This is a genomic window from Cellulosimicrobium sp. CUA-896, from assembly GCF_001942335.1.
Taxonomy (GTDB): domain Bacteria; phylum Actinomycetota; class Actinomycetes; order Actinomycetales; family Cellulomonadaceae; genus Cellulosimicrobium.
Genome location: NZ_MKKH01000045.1, coordinates 1 through 18004 on the forward strand (window position 1 = coordinate 1; position 18004 = coordinate 18004).

Here is an 18004-nt window from a genome sequence, read left to right on the forward strand (position 1 = left end):
GCGGCGGCGGCGACTGCGGCGCTGCCGGCGCGGCGGGACGCTCGGCGGAGCCCGACCCGGTCATCGGCGACCACGAGGGGGCCGGGACCGTACCCGCGGACGAGCCCGGTGCCGCGCCGCCCTGCGGCGCGGCACCGGATCCCTCAGAGGGTGGAAATGCCATTGAGAACACTCTCCAGGACGCTCAGCGACAGGCCCGAGTTGTTGCTGCCGTGGCCCGTGTGCACGTTGAGCGGGGTCGAGGTGTGGACGGTGATGTAGTTGTCCTCCTGCAAGTCCGCGACGAGCACCTTCGTCACACCGAGCGGCAGCCGGAGCAGCGCCGACAGCTCGGCGATGGAGACGTAGGTGTGCGCCGCGTGCTGGAGGATCGAGCGCTTCTCCGGGGGCAGTCCGAAGCTGTTCACCGCTCCGGGCATGACCTCGACGAGAGCCTCGAGCGGGAGGTCCGACGTGGCCGACCGGACGCGTCCGCCGGTCACGGCGTACGGGCGGACCGTCGCCGCCTCGTAGACGTCGCCGTGCGAGCCGACGCTGCCGAAAGGTACGTTCGTCATCGATCAGACCTCATCCCACGGGGGCTCGGGTGGCACCGTCAACGGGGAGGCTCCCCCGCATCTCGGAGATCAGCTGCGGGGTCAGGGTAGCCTCCGTGCGCGAGACGAGGAGCGCCATCTCGTAGCCGATGAGGCCGATGTCGCAGTTGGCCTCGGCCACGACGCCGAGCACGGACCCGTTCGACACGTTCATGAGGAACAGGAACCCGTTGTCCATCTCGATGATGGCCTGGCGGACGTTGCCCCCGTTGAGCTGGCGGGCGGCCCCCCGCGTCAGGCTCGACATGCCGGAGACGATCGCCGCCAGCTGGTCACCGCTCGTGCGGTCGAGCTGGTCCGACATCGCCATGAGCAGGCCGTCGGCCGACACCACGAGCGTGTGCCGGCTGCCCGGTACCGTCCGCACGAAGTTGTCGAGCAGCCACCCGAAGTTCGTTGCCTCGGTGCTGAGCGCGTTCACTGTTCCTCCTCGTCAGTTGCCACAGACGGCACGTCGTCACCGCGCCTGCGGCGCTGAATCAGGGACATGATCCATGGTCCCGGTCGTCCACGTCGAACTCGTCTCGTCGGTCCCCTCGACCCGGCCGCGGGCCGTTCCGGACTGGAACGCCGAGAGCCTGGCCCGGAGCTGCTCCGGGTCGCGGTCGATCCGGGCCGTGAACCGGTCCACGTACCCCTCGCGGTCCTGGCCGCGCGACCGGCGCGTCAGGCCCGAGGACGCGGTCGGCTCCACCCGGAGCGGCTGGTAGGTCCCGCCGTCCGGGCCCTCCAGGCTCGTCTCCTGGAAGTCGCCGGCTCCGCTCAGCAGCGTGGACATCTCCTCGTACAGGACGGCCGAGGCCATCCAGTCCGACCGCGCCTCGACGGAGTCGGTGATGTAGTCCGCGTCGAGCGGCTCCAGCTCCGGCACCTGCCGGCGTGCGAGCGGCGTCGGCGGTCCGTACGTGCCGGGGTCCTCCCGACGCGGCGCCGAACCCTGCGCGACGGACGTGCGCTGCGGGAGGGACGTCTCGTGGCCCGGGGTCTGCGCCGGCTGCGACTGCTGCGACGGCGCCACGGCACCGGTCGCCGGGTACGCGCCGGCGTCCGTGCGCGCCGGCGGCGCGAAGGACGAGGGCTCCGCGTCCGGGTCACCGCCGCCCGGCCCTCCGGGGCACGGTCGGGACGCTCGGGCGCGGGGGCGGAGAACGCCGACGCGCGCACCGGGGCCTGGCGCGGCTCCGGCTCGACCGGGACGGGCTCGGTCGGCGTGAGCGTGAGCGGCGGCTGCTGGACGGGCGCCGCCCCGTCCGTGGGGCGCGGCGCGGGCTCCGCGGGACGATCGCCGTCCCCGAGCGCGGACGCGCGACCGGGCGCCGTGGACGGCACCTGCGGGGTCGTGGTCGTGCGGGGGCGCCGCCCGAAGATCCCGCGCTTGCGGGCCTGGCTCTCGCGCAGCGACCGTCGCGTCGGCAGGTCGGCCATGAGCTCCTCGAAGCGCGGCAGCGCCTCGAACGACAGCTCCGCGGGCACGTCCTCCGCGGCCGGAGCGCCGGCGTCCGCCGGGACCGCCCCGTGGACCGGCTCCTGCTCGGACGTCACGTCCGCGGCGCGCTCGGGAGCGGCCTCGGGGGCCTTTCGGGCACTCGCTGCGCGAGCGGCGCGGGGGCGGCCGTCGTCTCGTCGGCGGGGGACGGCGACCAGGACGAGGTCGCAGGCTCGGGCGTCCACGCCGCCGGCTCGGGGGCTGCCGTGGGCGCCGCCCCGGCGTGCGCGGTCTCCGCGGGCTCGGGGAACGGCTCGCCGGCGGCAGCCTCCGCGGGCTCGGCGGACGGCGTCCAGGCGGCAGGCTGCGCGGGCTCCTCGGTCGCCCACACTGCGGGCGCGACGGTCTCGCCGCCGGCCGTGTGGTCGGGGACGAGCGGGATGTCGGTCGCCGTGACCTCCGGCGACGGGCCGAGGTCGACGGGGTTGGGCGCCGCGCCGCGCTCGCCCACGGGCCGGAAGCTCGAGAACAGCGCGCTGCGGGTGCTCACGTCGAGGACCGGGATCTCGGCGGACTCCGGCTCGACCGGCGTCGCCGCGGCGCGCGACCGGCTCGGCAGGTCGCCGCCCGCGGGGGCGACCTCGGCGGGCGGCGTCCACGCGTCGTCGGTGGCGGGGAGGTCGTCCGGCAGCGCGGGGGTCGCGAGCGGCGGCAGGACGATCGCGCCCGTCTGCGGGCCGGAGGCGAACGACGCGCTCGGTGCGGACGCCGCGGGGTCGACCGCACGCGAGCGGCGCCGCGGCATGCCCGTCTGCGTGGTGCCGTCGGTGAGCGCGGCGATGTCCACCGGCTCGGCCGAGGGCGCCTCCGGCGTGACCGCGGCGGGCGCGACCGGCACCGGCTGCGAGGCGACCGGGACGGGCTGCGAAGCGGCCGGCAGCTGCTGCGGCTCCGGCTCGGCGACGGCCGGCACGACGCCCGTGCTCGCGAGCTGCTGCGCGGCGGCCTGCGTGCCGGCCTCGAGCGGGTCGGTCGGCTGCGGGAGCGGCACGTGGGAGTCGGCGACGAAGAGCACGGCGGGGAACGAGACGGTGACCTCGGTGCCGTTGTCGCCCGCGCCGGACGCGAAGCGCACGCGTGCGCCGAGACGGTCGGCGAGGCGGCCGACCACGAAGAGGCCGAGGCGCTGGGCGCCGACGACGTCGGACGCGGCGTGCGTGGCGACCTTGCGGTTCGCGTCCTCGATCTCCTCGGGCGTCATGCCGAGGCCGTGGTCCCGGACCGTGATGTGGACGGCGTGCTCGTCGCGGCCGGTCGTCACCTCGACGGGCGTGTGCGGCTCGGAGAACATCGTCGCGTTCTCGAGGAGCTCGGCCAGCAGGTGCGCCGCGTTGAGGGCGTTGTGACCGAGCATCAGCGGGTCGACGACGAGGTTCAGGCGGACCCGGTCGTACAGCTCGATCTCGGACGAGGCGGTACGGATGACGTCGGACGCCGGCATGGGCTGGCGCACGCGGCGCCCCGAGTCGATGCCCGCGAGGACCAGCAGCGACTCGGCGTTGCGGCGCATCCGGGTCGCGAGGTGGTCGAGCCGGAACAGGTTCGACAGCGTCCCCGGGTCCTCCTCGGACCGCTCGAGGTCGTCGAGGAACGCGAGCTGGCGGTTGAGCAGCACCTGGTCGCGACGGGCGACGTTGACGAACATCTCGGCGATGGAGCCGCGCAGCGCGGCCTGCTCGCGCGCGACCGTGACCGTCGTCGCGTTGACGTCGTTGAACGCGGTCGCGAGCTGCCCGACCTCGTCGGTCGACTCGACGGAGATCGGCGCGAGGTCGATGGACGGGCCCTGACCCGGGACGGCGACCTGCGAGACGAGCTGCGGCAGCCGTTCGCGCACGTCCTCCGCGGCACCGGTCAGTCGGCGCAGCGGGTTGACGATCGCGCGGGCGATGAGACCCGCGACGAGGATCGACACGGCGATCGCGAGCAGGGTCACGCCGATGGTCAGCACGGCGCGCGTCGTCGCGGCCGACGACAGGGAGTCGGCCCGCTCCGCGGTCCGGTCGCGCACCTCGTCGCGGACCGCCGTGGTCTGCTCGCGGTCGGCGAGCGAGAGGGTCTCCCACTGCACCGCGTCGTCGGCTGAGATGGACGCAGGCCGCGAGGCGGCGACGTTGTAGCGGAGCTGGCTGTAGTCCGGGTTGAAGACCTCGAGCTGAAGACCGGAGTCCGGCAGCAGCCGCAGCGCCGCCCGCGTCTCCTGGTTGAGCGACTCCCCGGTCGTCATGAGGACGGCCGCACGCTGCGTGGCCGCCTCGCTCTCCTGCCCGACCTGCGCGGCGGAGATGACCGCCCCCGCGACCGGGAGCTCGAGCGCCTGCTGGGCGAGGAGCTCGTCGAGGAGGACGTACGTCTCGAGGTACTGGGCGAGGGAACGCTCCGACGACGTGTCGGCGAGCGCGGCCGGGACCTCGAGCGCGTTGTCGATGAGCTCGGAGTACGAGTTGATGCGGGCCTGCTCGCCCTGGCTCGAGCGGTCGATCGCGATCCGGAGGTCGCGCAGCTCCTCGCGGTCGGCACGCGTCCGGGCGATCGCGTCGCGGACGCGCTCGTCGAGCGCCGAGGTGTTCAGCCCGTCGACGCCCGGTCGCGGGCGTCGAGCGCGCGGTCCGTCGCCTCGCGCTGCTCGAGCATCATCTGCTCGGCGCCCTCGACGCGGTAGGAGTCGAGGATCGCGTAGCCGCGCTCGGCCGCGATCGCCGTCCCGGCGGCGTCCTGGACCTCGAGCGCCTCGACGAGCGCGTTCGTCTGGCTCGCGCCGCGCGCAGCCGAGATGGCCTGTCCCGAGATGACCGCCGCCGCGACGAAGAGGACGAGCACGGGGACGGCGAGGGCCGCAAGGATCTTCCCGCGGACGCTCAACCTGCGGAGCATACGAACCTGCCTCCATGACCCAGATCCACCCGGTTCGGCGGCGTCGCGGCGTGCGCGTGCGGCCCGGCTCCCCGGTCGTGCGTACTAACTATCGGTGCACATCGCCCGGACGCCTAATCCGCCGACGACCGCAACTCGAACGTCGACGACCCTCGCCCCCTGCCGGCCGGTCCGGCACCTCCGACGGCCTGCGCGTACGCTCGACGGTGTGCGAGGCGTCACGATCTCCGGCCCTGGCGGCCCTGAGAACTTAACCGTTTCCGAGCTCCCTGACCAGACCCCGCGTCCCGACGAGGTGGTCCTGCACGTCGCCGCCGCCGGCGTGAACCGCGCTGACCTGCTGCAACGCGCCGGCGCGTACCCCGCTCCTCCGGGTGCGCCCGACTGGCCGGGGCTCGAGGTCGCGGGCACCGTCGCGAGCGTCGGCGAGGAGGTCAGCGGCTGGTCCGTCGGGGACCGCGCCGTCGCGCTGCTCGAGGGCGGCGGGTACGCGGAGCAGGTCCGGGTCCGCGCGACCCAGGTCCTGCCCGTCCCCGCGGGCGTCGACCTCGTCGACGCGGCCGCGCTCCCCGAGGCGGCGTGCACGGTGTGGAGCAACGTCGTCGACGTGGGACACCTCACCGCCGGCGAGCGGCTGCTCGTGCACGGCGGCTCGGGCGGCGTCGGCACTCTCGCGGTCCAGGTCGGCGCGGCGCTGGGGGCGCGCGTCGCGGTGACCGCGGGCGGCCGGGCGCGCGCGGACCGGTGCCTCGCGCTCGGGGCGGACCTCGCCGTCGACCACCGCGAGGAGGACTTCGTCGAGGCGGTGCGCTCCGCCTCGGACGGCCACGGGGCGGACGTGATCCTCGACGTGGTCGGCGCCGCGTACCTCGACCGCAACCTCCGGGCGCTCGCGACGGGCGGCCGGCTGGTGGTCATCGGCATGCAGCAGGGCGCGCGCGCCGAGCTCGACCTGGGCCGCCTGCTCGCACGGCGGGCGACGGTCGCCGGTACGACGCTGCGCGCACGACCGGCCGCGGAGAAGGCCCGCATCGTGCGGGACGTCCTCGCGCACGTGTGGCCGATGGTCGAGGACGGCCGGGTGCGGCCGGTCGTGCACGCCCGCGTGCCCCTCGACGAGGCGCGCGTGCGCACGAGCTCCTCGACTCGGGCGAGGTGTTCGGCAAGGTCCTGCTCGTCCCGTAGCGCGCCGGTGCGGGCGACGGCGGCAGCCGCAAGACTGGCCCCATGGCTGACGACGCGCGCGACCCCCGCCCCGACGACGACGCCCCTCGCGGCGACCGGCCGGACGACGGCCCCGACCGCGTCACCGTGGTCGCGCCGGACGGCACGGGCGTGAACGTGGTCGACGGCGACGATGCCGGGGCCGCCGAACGCGGCCCCGCGAACGTGATCGAGGAGCCGGCGAAGGTCATGCGGATCGGCGGCATGATCAAGAAGCTGCTGGACGAGGTGCGCGACGCACCCCTCGACGACGCGGCGCGCTCACGCCTGGCGGAGATCCACGAGCGCTCGTTGACCGAGCTGGAGGAGGGCCTCTCCCCCGACCTCGTCGACGAGCTCCACCGGATCACGCTGCCGTTCACGGACGACGCCGTGCCGTCCGACGCCGAGCTGCGCGTCGCGCAGGCGCAGCTCGTGGGCTGGCTCGAGGGCCTGTTCCACGGCATCCAGACGGCGCTCGTCGCCCAGCAGATGGCGGCCCAGTCCCAGCTCTCCCAGATGCGCCGGGCGCTGCCGCCGGGAGCGGTGGCGACGAGCCCCGCGGCCCCGGGCATGCCGGGCCGTCCCGACGGCCACGACCCGCACGACGGCGCCCGTCCCCCGGTCAGTACCTCTGAGCGTCCGGCGGGTCCTGCGTCGGCACGTCCGCCGGCCCGGACGACCGCCGCGCCGTCATGGCGATCGCCCCGGAGACGAGGAGGAGGCCGGCGAGCTCCGGCAGGGTCGGCACCTGGCGGAGCACGACGCGCCCACGACGGCCGCGGTCGCCGGCAGCAGGGCGAGCAGCACGGAGAACGTCGCGGCGCTGACGCGGCGCAGGACCACCTGCTCGAGCGCGTAGGGCACGACGGACGAGAACACCGCGACCCCGGCGACGGCCGCGGCGTACCGCCAGTCCGCGAGCACGGGGACGGCGGACGGCGCGAGGAACGGAGCGGACGCGAGCGCGCCGAGGGTCATGGCGACGGACAACGACGTCACGCCGGACCCGGCGACGGCGACGCGCCGCCCGAGCACGACGTACGCGGCCCAGCACGCCGCCGCGACGCCGATGGCGGCGAGCCCGACCACGGCGTCCTCGCGCGGCAGGTCCGACTCGATCGTCACCCCGGCGAGCAGCACGACGCCGGCGGCCGCGACGGCGATCGCCCCGCGCTCGCGCCAGCCGCGGCCCGTCACGGCCGCCACGGCGACCGGTCCGCAGAACTCGATCGCGACGGCCGTCCCGAGCGGCAGGTGGTCGATCGCGACGTAGAACGCGAGGTTCATCGACGCGAGCGCCAGCCCGAAGACGCCGACCCACGCGAGGTCGCGACGCGTCCACGAGCGGCGCCACGGTCGGCGCCAGGCGAGCAGCAGGACGGCCGACGCCGCGATGCGCAGCCAGCCCACCTCGGCCGCCCCCGCCACGGCGAAGAGCCCGACGGCGATCGCCGCGCCGAGGTACTGGGTGAGCCCGGAGACCACGAACAGCGCGGGCACGGGCACCTGCTCGAGAGCGGCGGCGGGACGGACGGGCACCGCACGACTCTACGACCGCGGCACGCCGGCGCGCCCGGCACGAGGGCCGGACGGCGCCCGCGCGCGTCAGCCCTTGACCGACCCCGCGAGGAGGCCGCGGACGAAGTACCGCTGGAGGGCGACGAACACGATCAGCGGGACGATGATCGAGATGAAGGCGCCCGCCGTGAGGATGTGCCAGTCGCCGCCGCGCGACCCGGCCATCTCCGCGACACGGACGGTGAGCGGGTAGGTCCCCACATCCGCGAAGGTCAGGCCCACGAGGAGGTCGTTCCACACCCAGAGGAACTGGAAGATCGCGAACGAGGCGATGGCCGGGACGAGGAGCGGCAGGAGCACCTGGAAGAAGATCTTCACGTGGCCCGCGCCGTCGACGCGCGCGGCCTCGACGAGCGAGCGCGGGATGTCCTTCATGAAGTTGTGCAGCAGGAAGATGGCCAGCGGCAGCGCGAAGATCGAGTGCGACAGCCACACGGTCCAGAACGTGCCGTTGAGTCCGACGGTCACGTAGTCGCGCAGGAGCGGCACGAGCGCCACCTGCAGCGGGACGACCTGGAGGGCGAAGATCGCGACGAAGAGGATCTCCCGCCCACGGAACTCGATCCACGCGAACGCGTACGCCGCGAGCAGCGCGAGGGTGATCGGGATGACCACCGCCGGCAGCGTGATGACGAACGAGTTGACGAAGTAGGTCGAGAGGTTCGAGCCGCTGCCGTAGAGCGCCTGGTCGTAGTTGTCGAGCGTGAACTCCGCCTCGCCGGTGAAGATCCCGGGGATGACCGTCCACCAGCCGCTGCGGCGGATGTCCAGCTCGGGGCGGAACGACGTGACGAGGAGCCCCACGGACGGGATGGTCCACAGGAGCGCGATGAGGATCGCGAGGAAGGACGCCCACGGCGAGCTGAGCCTGCCCTTCGCCGCGATGGCGCGCTTCTCGAGCCGGCTGATCTTGCGCGGGCCGCGGGGTCCCTCGGTCTCGCCCTCGGTGGTGAGGTCGGTGTCCGGGACGACCGGGGGGATCGGCGTGCTGGTCATCGGATCTCCTCGGCGAGCCGCATCTGGCGGACGTGTAGACGATGATCGGTACGACCAGGACGAAGAGGATCACGGCGAGCGCGGAGCTCAGGCCCTGGTTGTTCTGCCGGAACGCCTGCGTGTAGAACTCGTTGGCCACGACGTCGGTGCCGAACTGGCCGCCGGTCATCGTCCGGACGATGTCGAAGATCTTGAGCGTCGCCATCGCGATCGTCGTGAGGACGACGACGAGCGCCGGCCGGACGCTGGGGATCGTGATGTACCGGAACATGCCGAAGCCCTTGAGCCCGTCGAGCCGGGCGGCCTCGACGATGTCGTCGGGGATCGCCTTGATCGCCGCCGAGAGGATGGTCATCGCGAAGCCCGTCTGGATCCAGATCATCACGACGATGAGGAAGAACGTGTTCCACGGCTGGCCGATGAGGAACTGCTGCGGCGGGATCCCGAGCCACACGAGCAGCTGGTTGAGCAGACCGATCTGCTGCACGCCGGGCTGGTCGGGCCGGAACTCGTAGACGAACCCCCAGATGATCGACGCGCCGACCATGGAGATCGCCATGGGCAGGAAGACGAGAGCCTTGGCGAACTTCTCGAAGCGCGAGCGGTCCACGATGACGGCGTAGACGACGCCGATCAGCGTGGACAGGAGCGGGACGACCACGACCCAGATCGCGGTGTTGCGCAGCACGAGCTGGAACTGGTCCGTCGTGAAGGCCGTGACGTAGTTGTCGAAGCCGACGAACTCGTTGCCGCGGCGGTCGAACAGCGAGTTCCAGACCGTGATGACAGCGGGTCGCACGAGCCCCCAGGCGAGGCCGATGACGGCCGGGCCGACGAACCCCAGGACGACGACCCACCGCGGGATGCGCTTGGGGCGGTCCACCGCGAGGAGGATCGCGCCCATGACGACCACGAACAGCACGATCGCCAGGAACATCAGGCCGAACTTCTCCGCGGGAGAGCTCGGGTCGGTCAACCAGTCCATCGGGACCTCCGGTCTGCTCGCCCGCGACCGTGGGGGTCGAGCGTCGTCTCCATGGTGGGGTCCGGACGGGGGTCCGCCGCTCGCGGCGGACCCCCCGTCCGGGTCGTGCTCGGGTCACGCGAGCGGCGCGCGCCCCGCCGGGGTCACGAGGACGAGGCCGGCCAGGACGCCTCGATCGTGTCCACGACCTCCTGGGTGTCGGAACCGGTGAACCAGTTGACCATCCCGGTCCAGAACGTCCCGGCGCCCACCTCGCCCGGCATGAGGTCGGACGCGTCGAAGCGGATCACGGCGTCGGGGTCGGCGAGGATCTCGGCGGAGAGCTGGTCGAACTCCGTCGCGAGGTTCTCGGGGTCGAGCCCGTTGTTCGCGCTGACCCACCCGCCCATCGGCGTGGTCATGGCCTTGGCGTTCGCCCAGTCCGCCGACGACAGGTAGGTCTGGAACGCCTGCACCTCAGGACGGTCGTTGAACGCGGCGACGAACTCGCCACCGCCGAGGACCGGCTTGATGTCGGTCTGGTTGGTCGGCAGGTAGAACGCGTAGACGTCGCCGTCCTCGGCCACCTCGGTGCCCTCGGGCCACTGCGTCTGGTAGAAGTTCGCCGCACGGTGCAGCCAGCAGCTGCCGTCGAGGATCGGGTAGCCCGCGTCCGTCCACGCGGTCGTCGCGATCGAGTCGACACCGCCCAGACCGCCGTTGACGTAGGCCGGGTCCTTGAGGATGTCGCCGGTCGCGTCGAACGCCTCGACGATCTGCGGGTCGTTGAACGGGATCTCGTGCGTGTACCACTGGTCGTACACCTCGGGACCGGCCGTGCGCAGCACGACGTCCTCGATCCAGTCGGTGGCCGGCCAGCCGGTCGCGTCGCCGGACTCGACGCCGGCGCACCAGGGGATGGCCCCGGAGTCGGCGATCTCGGCGGTGAGGTCCATCATCTCGTCCCACGTCGTGGGGATCTCGTAGCCCGCGTCCTCGAACATCGACGGCGAGTACCACACGTAGGACTTGACGTTCGAGCCGAGGGGCGCCGCGTAGAACGTGCCGTCGACCGTGCCGTAGTCCTTCCACGACTCGCTGAAGAACTCGTCGACGTTCGACACGGTCGCCTCGGGCGCCGGCACGATCGCGTCCGGGAAGTCCGTGACGATCGTGTTGAGCAGGCCCGGCTGCGGGAGGTAGGCGATGTCGGGCGCGTTGCCCGCCTGGATGCGGACGAGGAGCTGTGCCTCGAACTCGCGCGAGCCCTCGTAGTTCACCGTGACGCCGGTGCACTCCTCGAACGGGTCGTAGGAGTCCTCCTGGGTCGCCTGCTCGGGCTCGACGATCGAGGTGTAGACCGAGACCTCGGTCCCCTCGAGGTCGCCGAACTCCTCGTAGGCCGAGCAGTCGATCTCGGGCGTGGCGGCGGCGTCGCCGCCGTCCCCGCCGCCGTCTCCTCCGTCGCCGCCCCCGCCGCACGCGGCGAGCACGAGCGCGAGGCTCGCACCGCCGGCTGCGACGGCGAACGCGCGGCGACGCGCCGCGCCGGTCATCGTGCTCCTGGTCATGTCAACCTCCACCTCGTCGTGTGAGCGCGGACGACCGCGACGCCCCGGCCTCGTGGGCCGGCCGTGCCGCGGACGTCGGCGAGCGCGGCAGCGCTCTCGCCCTACGGACAATGCAAGCGTTTACATCGGCGTTCTGCAAGCACGGAGCGGCTGCCTTCGGGTAACGATTCCGTCACGGGAACCACCGGTCCGCTCGAGCGCCACCACCCCGGTGGACACGCTCCCACAGCCGTCGTGACCGTGCGCGGCGAAAGGCCCGGCGCCGGCCTCCGGCGGTCAGGACGCGCGCGGTGGGCCGGTCGACCGGCGTCGCACGAGCTCGGTGGGGTACGTCAGGCGCTGGGGCACCGGCGCGCCGTTCACCATCTCGAGCAGCAGCAGCGCGGCGTCCGCGCCCTGCTGGTAGGCGTCCTGCGCGACGGTCGTCAGGCCGGCGACCTCCCCGAGGTCGTGCCCGTCGACCCCGACCACCGACAGGTCCTCGGGCACGCGCAGGCCCAGGTCGCGCGCGGCCAGCAGCGCGCCCATCGCCATCTCGTCGGAGGCCGCGAACACCGCGGTCACGTCGGGCCGCCGGCGCAGCAGCTCGGCCGTCGAGGCGCGGCCGCCCTCGACGTCGAAGTCGCCGTTCGCCTCCAGCTCCCGGTCGACGTCGACCCCGGCCTCGGCGAGCGCGCGCACGTAGCCGAGGGAGCGCTCGGCGGGCGGGGACCACGACGACACGAGGTCCGGCACGCCGGTCACGTGCCCGACGACGCGGTGGCCCAGGTCGAGCAGGTGGCGCGTCGCCGCGTACCCCGTCGCGACGTCGTCGAGCCGCACCGTGACCTGGTCGTCCGGCCCGGAGCCGACGAACGCGAGCGGACGGTCGAGGCCCACGAGCGAGCGCACCTCGTCGTCGTCGAGCGGGAGGCCGACGACGAGCGTGCCGTCGACGCGGTGCCGCAGCACGTCCGGGTCCACCCGCCGCCGGGGCTCGTCGCGTCGCACGACGAACGTGTGCAGCAGCACGTCGTACCCCACGTCGCGCAGGGCGCGCTCGGCGCCCTCGATGACGTTCGCGAAGAACCAACGGCTGACCCACGGCGTGAGGAGCCCGATCGTGCGGGTGCGCCCGGTCGCGAGTGACGACGCCGACGGCGTCGGCACGTAGCCCAGGCGCGTGGCCTCCGCGAGCACGCGCCGGCGCGTGGCGTCCGAGACGTTCGGCAGGCCGCGGAGCGCGCGCGAGACCGTCGCCGTGGACACCCCGGCGGCCCTGGCCACGTCCTCGATGCCTGCCACGAGCGCTGATTCTGCCCGTCCGTGCCGCACGACGCGACATCCGCGCCCGGCAGCCACCCGGCGCGCAGTCCCGCCTGCGTGCACGACCGGCGCGGCGGATATCGTGGACCGCGGTCGCGCACCCGCGACCGGACGCCGCACGGAGGGACCACGATGATCGAGCTGAGGACGCCGCGGGAGATCGACCAGATGCGACCCGCGGGGCGGTTCGTCGCCGACGTCCTCACGACGGTCCGCGCCGCCGCGACGGTCGGCACGAACCTGCTCGAGCTCGACGAGGTCGCCCACCGCATGATCCGCGAGCGCGGCGCCGAGTCGTGCTACATCGACTACCACCCGTCGTTCGGCGCGAGCCCGTTCGGCAAGGTCATCTGCACGTCGGTCAACGACGCGGTGCTGCACGGCCTCCCGTTCGACTACGCGCTGCGCGACGGCGACCTGCTGACCCTCGACTTCGCGGCGTCCGTCGACGGCTGGGTGTCGGACTCGGCGATCTCGTTCGTCGTCGGGACCCCGCGCGACGGCGCGCTGGGCGAGGCGGACCGCAAGCTCATCGAGACCACCGAGCGCGCGCTGGAGGCCGGCATCGCGGCCGCCCAGCCGGGCAAGAAGGTCGGCGACATCTCGGCCGCCATCGCCGACGTCGCGCACGCGGCGGGCTACTCGGTGAACACCGACTTCGGCGGGCACGGCGTCGGCCGCACCATGCACGGCGAGCCCCACATCCCCAACGACGGCCGCCGCAAGCGCGGGTTCCCGCTCAAGCCGGGCCTCGTCGTCGCGATCGAGCCGTGGTTCCTCGAGTCGACCGACGAGATCTTCACCGACCCCGATGGCTGGACGCTGCGCTCGGTGGACGGCTCGCGCGGCGCGCACAGCGAGCACACGATCGCGATCACGGAGGACGGGCCCCTCGTCCTCACGGCGCGCGAGCCCCGCGAGTAGCGCGTCCCGAGCAGCGTCCCGCGGGACGGACGCCCCGGTCACGAGGTAGAGGCTGCGGTCGCGAGGTAGAGCTCTGCGGGCTCTACCTCGCGACCGCGCGCTCTACCTCGCGGTCAGGGCAGGAGCGAGCGCAGGACGGCGACGGCGCCGTCGTCGGCGATGGGCCCGGTGACCTCGTCGGCCGCGGCGCGCACGCGCTCGTCGGCGTGGCCCATCGCGACGCCGCGCGCCGCCCAGCCGAGCATCTCGACGTCGTTGTGCCCGTCCCCCACCGCGACCGTGCGGTGCGGCTGGACGTGCAGGGTGCGGCGCACCTGCTCGAGCGCGGTCGCCTTCGTCACGCCGAGCGGGGCGAGGTCCATCCACGCCGTCCACCCGACGGCGTACGTGACGTCGTCGAGGCCGAGCTGCTCGACGAGCTCGTGGAACTCCTCGCTCGTCGACCCGGGCGAGCGCACGACGACGCGCGTCACCTCGCCCGACCACAGCTCGTCGAAGTCGACGACGCGGTGCACGCCGTCGAGCTCGCCGTCGGGGAAGAGCTCGTTCATGCGGAACCCCACGCCGACGTCCTCCACGGCGTACCGCGCGTCGGGCAGGCGCTCGCGCAGCAGGCGCAGTGCCGGGCCGGGGTCGAACGTCACGACGTCCTCGAGCACGTAGCCGTCGGGCTCGTCGGGGTCGAGGCGTGCCGTCACCGCGCCGTTCGACGCGACGACCCACCCCCGGTCGATGCCGAGGATCTCCGCCACGGGGGTCATCGCGACGAGCGAGCGACCGGACGCGAGCACGACGTGGTGCCCGGCCTCGCGCAGCGCCGCGACGGCGTCGCGCACGTCGTCCGACATCTCCTGGTCGTACGTCATGAGCGTGCCGTCGACGTCGAGCGCGACGAGCAGCGGCTCGGACGACGCGGGGGCGGGCGGGGTGGCGAAGGTCGTGGTGGGTCCGGCAGGCGTCCGCGAGGCACGAGCGGGCGCGGGTAGACCGAGCGCCCCGCCGGCCCCCGCGGCGTCCGACCCCACGCGCTCCGTCACGCGCTCACCGGCTCGAGGACCTCGAGGCCCCCGAGGTACGGGCGCAGGCCCTCGGGCACGCGCACCGAGCCGTCGGGCTGCTGGTGGTTCTCGAGGATCGCGACGATCCAGCGCGTCGTGCCGAGCGTGCCGTTGAGCGTGGCGACGGTGCGGGTCTCGGCCTTGCCGTCGCTCTCCACGCGCTCACGGACGTTGAGCCGCCGTGCCTGGAACGTGGTGCAGTTCGACGTCGACGTCAGCTCCAGGTAGCGCTGCTGCGTGGGCAGCCACGCCTCGCAGTCGAACTTGCGCGCGGCGCTCGACCCCAGGTCGCCCGCGGCCGTGTCGATGACGCGGTACGGGAGGTCGACGAGGCGCAGCATGTCCTCCTCCCAGCCGAGCAGGCGCTGGTGCTCGGCCTCGGCGTCCTCGGGCGCGACGTAGGAGAACATCTCCACCTTGTGGAACTGGTGGACGCGGATGATGCCGCGCACGTCCTTGCCGTGCGACCCCGCCTCGCGCCGGTAGCACGCGCTCCAGCCGGCGTAGCGGCGAGGACCGGCCGACAGGTCGAGGATCTCGCCCGCGTGGTAGCCCGCGAGCGCCACCTCGCTCGTGCCGACGAGGTAGAGGTCGTCCTTCTCGAGCCGGTAGATCTCGTCCGCGTGGGCGCCGAGGAACCCGGTGCCCTGCATGACCTCGGGGCGCACGAGCGTCGGGGTGATGACGGGCGTGAACCCGGCCGCGACGGCGCGGTCCATCGCGGCGTTGAGGATCGCGAGCTCGAGCCGCGCCCCGACGCCCGTGAGATAGTAGAACCGCGCGCCGGAGACCTTCGCCCCGCGCTCGGTGTCGATCGCCCGCAGGCCCTCCCCGAGCTCGAGGTGGTCACGCGGCGCGAACCCCTCGGCGGCGAAGTCACGGACCGTGCCCTCCTCGCGCAGGACGACGTAGTCCTCCTCGCCCCCCGAGGGCGCGCCGGCGACGACGTTCGCGATCCGGTACAGCAGGTCCTTGAGCTCGGCGTCCGCGTCGGCGGCGTCCTTCTCGCGCGCCTTGACGTCGGCCGCGAGCTGCTTGGTGCGGACGAGCAGCGCCGTCTTCTCCTCGCCCTGGGCCTTCGCCACCTGCTTGCCGAGGGACTTCTGCTCGGCCCGCAGCCCCTCGAACTCGGCGAGCGCCGCACGGTGGCGCGCGTCGGCGTCGAGCGCCGCGTCGACGAGCGCGGGGTCGTCGCCGCGCGCGACCTGGCTGTCTCGGACGATGTCGGGGTTGTCGCGCAGGAGGCGGAGGTCGATCACGCGAGCAGCCTAACGAACGGGCGCACGGCCGCCCGGGCACCGGTGCGCGCCGGACGGCGGCTACGGTGTCGACCATGTCCTGGGAGCTCTGGGTCGCGGTCGCCGCGCTGGCCGTGGCCGTCGTCGCGCTGACGGTCGCGCTCGGCCTGCGCGCCCAGCAGGTGCGCTCGCGCCGCGCCGCCGGGACGGCGGGTCCCGCGCCGGGCGGCGAGGAGCGCGAGGACCCGCGCGAGCTCGTCGCGTTCGTCGCCAACCCGTCGAAGCCGGACGTCGACGGGCTCGAGGCCGTCGTGCGCGCCGCGTTCGCGGAGGCCGCGCTGCCCGACCCGCTCTGGCTCGAGACGACCGTCGCGGACCCGGGCATCGGCCAGACGCGCGAGGCGCTCGCCCGCGGGGCGGACGTCGTCGTGGCCGTGGGCGGCGACGGCACGGTCCGCGCCGTCGCGGAGAGCATGGTGGGCAGCGGGCGGACGATGGCCCTCGTCCCGCTCGGCACGGGCAATCTGCTGGCGCGCAACCTCGACCTCCCCCTCGGCGACCCGCGCGCCGCGCTGCGCGTCGTCATCGCGGGCGTCGACCGGCCCGTCGACGTCGGCTGGGTCCGCGTGCTGCGCTGGGCGGACGAATGCTCCGGGGACCCGGACGCGCGGGGCGACGAGGACCGCATCCCCCCGCGCCCGGCCCCCGCGGGCGACGCCACGGTGCCGGCGTCCGCCGCGCGCGCGGCGGACGGGACGACGGGCAGCACCGAGAAGGAGCACATCTTCCTCGTCATCGCGGGGCTCGGGTTCGACGCCGCGATGGTCGCCGACGCGACGACGTCCTCAAGGCGCGCGTCGGCTGGGTCGCGTACTTCGTCGCGGGCATCCGCCACCTGCACGGCCGGCGCATGCGCGCCCGCCTCCAGCTCGACGACGGCCCCGCCGTCGACGCGCGGCTGCGCTCGGTCATGATCGGCAACTGCGGCCGCCTCCCCGGCGGGATCACGCTCCTGCCCGACGCGGTCATCGACGACGGCGTGCTCGACGTCGCGGCGGTCGACACCCGGGGCGGGCTCGCGGGCTGGGCCCAGCTCTTCGGCGAGGTCGTCATGCAGGGGTTCGGCGTGCGCAGCGAGCTCCCCGCCAAGATCGGCCGGATCGACCACGCGAAGGCGCGCCGGGTGCGCGTGCGGGTCGAGGGGGGCGAGCAGGCGCAGGTCGACGGCGACGTCATCGGCCAGGCCGTCGAGCTGGAGGCCCGCGTCGACCCCGGGGCGCTCGTGGTCCGCAGCGGCTGACCTGGCGCCGCGCCGCCGTCGGCAGGGCCGGTGCGTCCCGCGTGGAGGCCCGGTGAGCGTCCCGGTCGGGGACGCCCCGCGCGCCGGGGTGGGCGCAGGGCGCCCCCGTAGGCTGGACCGGTGACGCTCCCGGCCGCCCGCACCGCCCGCCCGCGCCGCGTCCCCGCACGTCGGGGCCGCGCGGGCACCCGGGCGGTGCGCGCCGTCCTCGCCCTCGTCGTGGCGGTGCTGCTCGGCGGGACGGTCGTCGCCGCGCCCGCCTCCGCGTCGAGGCGGTGCTGCTCGGCGGGACGGTCGTCGCCGCGCCCGCCTCCGCGTCGAGCGCCCCGGCCTCCGCCCCCGCGACGGGCTCGTGGGCCGCGACGGGCTCGTGGGCCGCGACGGCCGACGGCACCCGCGGGACGACGTCCGACCCCGGCGAGCCCGACCCCGACGAGCCGGACCCCGACGAGCCCGACCCCGACGAGCCGGGCACCGACGAGCCGGGCACCGACGAGGCGCCGCGCGACCCCGAGCCGGTCGTCGTGGTCGCCGTCGCGGGCCTGTACTGGAGCGACGTGTCGCCGGCGGCGACGCCCACGCTGTGGTCGATGATCCGCACCGGCGCGGTCGCCTCAATGAGCGTGGGCCGCACGACGTGCACCACCGACGCGTGGCTCACGCTCTCGGCGGGGCAGATGATCTCGACGGCGGAACCGGCCGACGTCGAGGCCCCCGGCGCGCCGTCCCAGACCGTCACCACGCGCCGGAGGAGGTCCCCGGGCCGGGCTGCCCGCCGGTCCCCGCGCCGGCCGGGTCCACCGAGCCGCGCCCACGGCGGTCCCGGGCTGGGACGCGCTCGTCGCCCCCGTCGAGGAGCCGGCGCCCGCCACGACCGAGCACCACGGGCCCGGCACCCTCGCCGCGCG

The 18004-nt window shown here is 74.3% G+C and carries 15 protein-coding genes and 3 pseudogenes; 6 read left to right on the top strand and 12 right to left on the bottom strand.

All coding sequences use genetic code 11. The annotated features are described in order from the left end of the window. Window positions 1-143: 143 nt before the first annotated feature. From BJF88_RS13785 to BJF88_RS19235, 5 genes are all read right to left on the bottom strand, one after another. Window positions 144-557 carry a DUF742 domain-containing protein gene (locus tag BJF88_RS13785; RefSeq protein WP_075829243.1) on the bottom strand — a complete coding sequence of 138 codons (414 nt, stop codon included), beginning with the start codon at window positions 555-557 and terminating at the stop codon, window positions 144-146. A gap of 10 nt (window positions 558-567) precedes the next feature. After that, on the bottom strand, window positions 568-1017 hold the full coding sequence (locus BJF88_RS13790) for a roadblock/LC7 domain-containing protein (protein ID WP_024839165.1): 450 nt from the start codon (window positions 1015-1017) through the stop codon (window positions 568-570). A 36-nt stretch (window positions 1018-1053) separates the two neighbouring features. Beyond that, the gene (locus BJF88_RS13795) at window positions 1054-1614 is read right to left on the bottom strand and encodes a hypothetical protein (protein ID WP_075829244.1); all 561 of its coding nucleotides are present in this window, start codon (window positions 1612-1614) and stop codon (window positions 1054-1056) included. A 520-nt stretch (window positions 1615-2134) separates the two neighbouring features. After that, complete coding sequence (locus BJF88_RS13800; RefSeq protein WP_075829245.1) at window positions 2135-4309, bottom strand: sensor histidine kinase; 2175 nt, start codon at window positions 4307-4309, stop codon at window positions 2135-2137. A 341-nt stretch (window positions 4310-4650) separates the two neighbouring features. Beyond that, complete coding sequence (locus tag BJF88_RS19235; RefSeq protein WP_139316085.1) at window positions 4651-4944, bottom strand: hypothetical protein; 294 nt, start codon at window positions 4942-4944, stop codon at window positions 4651-4653. Window positions 4945-5164: 220 nt separating this feature from the next. Here BJF88_RS19235 and BJF88_RS13810 point away from each other — a divergent pair, with 220 nt between their 5' ends. Continuing rightward, window positions 5165-6295, top strand: a complete 1131-nt coding sequence (locus BJF88_RS13810; protein WP_369824622.1) for an NAD(P)H-quinone oxidoreductase — start codon at window positions 5165-5167, stop codon at window positions 6293-6295. Between the two features lie 74 nt (window positions 6296-6369). After that, a pseudogene (locus tag BJF88_RS23785) lies at window positions 6370-6657 on the top strand (bacterial proteasome activator family protein); the annotation flags it as partial. 195 nt (window positions 6658-6852) lie between these two features. Here the strand turns inward: BJF88_RS23785 and BJF88_RS13820 are convergent. From BJF88_RS13820 to BJF88_RS13840, 5 genes and pseudogenes are all read right to left on the bottom strand, one after another. Continuing rightward, window positions 6853-7701: a DMT family transporter gene (locus BJF88_RS13820; protein WP_369824623.1), complete on the bottom strand. Its 849-nt coding sequence runs from the start codon at window positions 7699-7701 to the stop codon at window positions 6853-6855. Window positions 7702-7767: 66 nt separating this feature from the next. Next, window positions 7768-8736: a carbohydrate ABC transporter permease gene (locus tag BJF88_RS13825; RefSeq protein WP_075829247.1), complete on the bottom strand. Its 969-nt coding sequence runs from the start codon at window positions 8734-8736 to the stop codon at window positions 7768-7770. Continuing rightward, window positions 8733-9721, bottom strand: a pseudogene (locus BJF88_RS13830) (carbohydrate ABC transporter permease). Before BJF88_RS13830 ends, BJF88_RS13825 begins: the two are co-directional and overlap by 4 nt. A 143-nt stretch (window positions 9722-9864) precedes the next feature. Further along, window positions 9865-11271 carry an ABC transporter substrate-binding protein gene (locus BJF88_RS13835; protein ID WP_083649140.1) on the bottom strand — a complete coding sequence of 469 codons (1407 nt, stop codon included), beginning with the start codon at window positions 11269-11271 and terminating at the stop codon, window positions 9865-9867. Window positions 11272-11547: 276 nt separating this feature from the next. Next, window positions 11548-12555 carry a LacI family DNA-binding transcriptional regulator gene (locus BJF88_RS13840; RefSeq protein WP_075829249.1) on the bottom strand — a complete coding sequence of 336 codons (1008 nt, stop codon included), beginning with the start codon at window positions 12553-12555 and terminating at the stop codon, window positions 11548-11550. Between the two features lie 153 nt (window positions 12556-12708). Between BJF88_RS13840 and map the strand changes: the two genes are divergently transcribed. Further along, entirely contained in the window at window positions 12709-13500 is a 792-nt protein-coding gene (gene map, locus BJF88_RS13845) for a type I methionyl aminopeptidase (RefSeq protein ID WP_075829250.1), read from the top strand. Window positions 13501-13613: 113 nt separating this feature from the next. Here the strand turns inward: map and BJF88_RS13850 are convergent, their stop codons facing one another. Further along, window positions 13614-14399, bottom strand: a complete 786-nt coding sequence (locus BJF88_RS13850) for an HAD family hydrolase (protein WP_255372032.1) — start codon at window positions 14397-14399, stop codon at window positions 13614-13616. Window positions 14400-14533: 134 nt separating this feature from the next. Beyond that, window positions 14534-15817, bottom strand: coding sequence for a serine--tRNA ligase (serS, locus tag BJF88_RS13855; RefSeq protein WP_075829251.1), 1284 nt, complete (start codon window positions 15815-15817; stop codon window positions 14534-14536). Between the two features lie 74 nt (window positions 15818-15891). Between serS and BJF88_RS13860 the strand changes: the two genes are divergently transcribed. The 3 genes and pseudogenes from BJF88_RS13860 to BJF88_RS13865 form a co-directional block, all read left to right on the top strand. Continuing rightward, the gene (locus tag BJF88_RS13860) at window positions 15892-16770 is read left to right on the top strand and encodes a diacylglycerol kinase family protein (RefSeq protein WP_369824624.1); all 879 of its coding nucleotides are present in this window, start codon (window positions 15892-15894) and stop codon (window positions 16768-16770) included. Further along, the gene (locus BJF88_RS23790; protein ID WP_369824625.1) at window positions 16692-17096 is read left to right on the top strand and encodes a diacylglycerol kinase family protein; all 405 of its coding nucleotides are present in this window, start codon (window positions 16692-16694) and stop codon (window positions 17094-17096) included. The genes BJF88_RS13860 and BJF88_RS23790 overlap by 79 nt, the downstream gene beginning before the upstream one ends. Before the next feature lie 275 nt (window positions 17097-17371). Next, window positions 17372-18004: pseudogene (locus BJF88_RS13865) on the top strand (hypothetical protein); the annotation flags it as partial.

What these genes read in the sequence shown, in the direction of transcription:
- BJF88_RS13785 (WP_075829243.1), bottom strand. Translation starts at nt 557, where the DNA reads ATGACGAACGTACCTTTCGGCAGCGTCGGCTCGCACGGCGACGTCTAC.
- BJF88_RS13800 (WP_075829245.1), bottom strand. Translation starts at nt 4,309, where the DNA reads ATGACGACCGGGGAGTCGCTCAACCAGGAGACGCGGGCGGCGCTGCGG.
- BJF88_RS13825 (WP_075829247.1), bottom strand. Translation starts at nt 8,736, where the DNA reads ATGACCAGCACGCCGATCCCCCCGGTCGTCCCGGACACCGACCTCACC.
- BJF88_RS13835 (WP_083649140.1), bottom strand. Translation starts at nt 11,271, where the DNA reads ATGACCAGGAGCACGATGACCGGCGCGGCGCGTCGCCGCGCGTTCGCC.
- map (WP_075829250.1), top strand. Translation starts at nt 12,709, where the DNA reads ATGATCGAGCTGAGGACGCCGCGGGAGATCGACCAGATGCGACCCGCG.
- BJF88_RS13860 (WP_369824624.1), top strand. Translation starts at nt 15,892, where the DNA reads ATGTCCTGGGAGCTCTGGGTCGCGGTCGCCGCGCTGGCCGTGGCCGTC.